At 56.8% G+C, this 2,021-nt stretch carries 3 protein-coding genes and 1 pseudogene; 2 read left to right on the forward strand and 2 right to left on the reverse strand.

Going from position 1 to position 2,021, the window contains the following annotated elements; genetic code table 11:
• Positions 1–6 precede the first annotated feature (6 nt).
• On the reverse strand, positions 7–804 hold the full coding sequence (locus I5W_RS11685) for a transporter substrate-binding domain-containing protein (RefSeq protein ID WP_017454154.1): 798 nt from the start codon (positions 802–804) through the stop codon (positions 7–9).
• Positions 805–954: 150 nt separating this feature from the next.
• On the opposite strand from I5W_RS11685, the gene I5W_RS11690 reads away from it, so the two are divergent.
• Both I5W_RS11690 and I5W_RS11695 read left to right on the forward strand, forming a co-directional pair.
• Positions 955–1,248 (forward strand): hypothetical protein, encoded by a 294-nt coding sequence (locus I5W_RS11690; RefSeq protein WP_044529357.1) that lies wholly within the window; start codon positions 955–957, stop codon positions 1,246–1,248.
• A 184-nt stretch (positions 1,249–1,432) separates the two neighbouring features.
• A complete protein-coding gene (locus I5W_RS11695) occupies positions 1,433–1,651 on the forward strand; it encodes a hypothetical protein (protein ID WP_017454151.1) in 219 nt (72 codons plus the stop codon).
• Between the two features lie 209 nt (positions 1,652–1,860).
• Here I5W_RS11695 and I5W_RS33330 read toward each other — a convergent pair.
• A pseudogene (locus I5W_RS33330) lies at positions 1,861–2,021 on the reverse strand (methyl-accepting chemotaxis protein); the annotation flags it as partial.

Here is a 2,021-nt window from a genome sequence, read left to right on the forward strand (position 1 = left end):
GGAAATTTACTGGTAAGTGGTGGCGATCTTCTCCGGCAGTGGCACGTTGAGCCACTTCTTGACGATGCCATTGAGTTCCCCACTCTTCTTGGACGCCGTCAGGGCCTCGTTGACCTTGGCCATCAAGGCGGGTTCGCCCTTGTTCATGCCGACATAGCAGGTCGAGACATTGATGATGTACTTCAGCAAGGGCTTGTTGTTGGGAGTCTTCTCGGCCAGCGCATAGGCTACGAAGTCACCGGTACCGACGATCTGCACCTGGCCCGAGACATAGGCCGAGATCAGGCCATTGTTGTCTTCGTAGCGCTTGATGACGGTGCTCTTGGGTACGCTGTCGGTGAGCATCAGGTCTTCGAAGGTGGAACGCGCCACGCCCACCGTCTGGTTGGCCAGGTCGGCCGGACCAGATACCTTGATGGCAGCCACACCGAAGACGCTGTTGTTGTAGGGCGCATAACCTTGCGAGAAATCGATGACTTTTTCGCGCTCGGCATTCTTGCCCAGGGTCGAGATGATGAGATCGATCTTGTGGGTCTGCAGGAAAGCCATGCGGCTGGAGATGGGTACCGGCACCAGTTCGGCCTTTACGCCCAGGCCCTTGGCGACCAGCTTGGCCACATCGATGTCCAGGCCCTGCAACTGCAGGTCGGAGGTGACCGAGCCATAGGGGGCGAAGTCCTGCGGCACGCCGATCTTGACCACGCCGGCCTTCTGGATATCGGCCAGGTTGTCGGCGTGGGCAGAGGCGGCCAGTACGGCCATCAGGCCCAGGGATGCAACGATTGCGGTCTTGACGAACTTCATGGTGGTTCCTTGTGGTCGATGAATGGCTTGAACTCTACGGCAGAATAAAGACTTAGAAAATCGTCCTCGTTGACCTGCCTGCGCCAACCCTCCCCTTGAGACAGGGAGGTGGGCATATACCGTTCAGAGTACAGCAAGGACTATGCCAGCATGAATATGGTCTGCGTAAACAGTTTCCGTATCCCACTGCTAAGGGAAGTCTGTGATATCGCTGCCAATATCAGTCGACAATGGCGCGACACGATCGCGCAGTTCTTAGTTTTTATGGAATCGGTCAAAAGCCTGGACATCGACGCCCAATGGCCAACGCAGAGGAGAAAGCGAGATTTGAAAGGGATCCGAGCCCAAATCGGGGAAGCAGAAAATCTAAATGATCTGGTCCTGGCAGGCGCCCCTGGCAAGTACTTGACGAACTTGCTTGACATGGCAGGGAAGCAGGAATAAAAAGCGGTGGCGTCCTCGTTGTTGCGATCACGCTAAAGTTGTCTGCCCTCATTCCCACCGAATAAGAGTTTGAGGACAAAAAGCGTAAAATCAAAAAAATAAGTTCTGATATTTTTACGATCAAAGTTATATTGCCGCAGGCACTGTGCCGCCGTCATCCAGACCAATCAAAAGGGAGATACCCATGCCCAAGCGTTCCAAGACACCCGAGCCAGTCGTGGTGGTTCCTCCGCGTTTCATCACCGAGCCGGATGGTTTCCTCAACGTACCGGTGAGCCGCCAGACCCGTGACTACATCCACCATCTCAAGAAGAGTATGCGGGTGTCCAGCCAGGCTGAAGTGATCGAAAAGGCCGTGGCCATCGTGCGCGCGATCGATCTCGCCGCCAAGGGCCAGGACTGACAAAAACTAATGCATCCTCGCCGCGACCGCATCCGGTCGCGGCCCTCTCCTCCCCTTGCAAGCTCTTGGGCCGGCCTTTGCGGGCCGGCCTTGGCGTTGTCGCGTGCTGCGCCGGGCGGCAATGACTTAGATTTTAGACTTAGATTTTATTTCCTGGATGCCTTCGGTTTCCGGGATGCGGGTTTACCGCCCGCACACCGGAAGGCAGTTCAGCGCATCACGCCAGTGCCTTGCGCAGGCAACCGGAAGATACTGACCTGTTCAGCCAATTCCGCAGCCTGTCCCTGCATGGCGCGCGAAGCGGCGGCCGCTTGTTCCACCAGGGCGGCGTTCTGCTGGGTTACCTCATCCATCTGCGCCACCGCCTGGT

Origin of the sequence: Herbaspirillum sp. B65, assembly GCF_000333555.1 — a bacterium.
GTDB classification, from domain to species: domain Bacteria; phylum Pseudomonadota; class Gammaproteobacteria; order Burkholderiales; family Burkholderiaceae_D; genus Herbaspirillum; species Herbaspirillum rubrisubalbicans.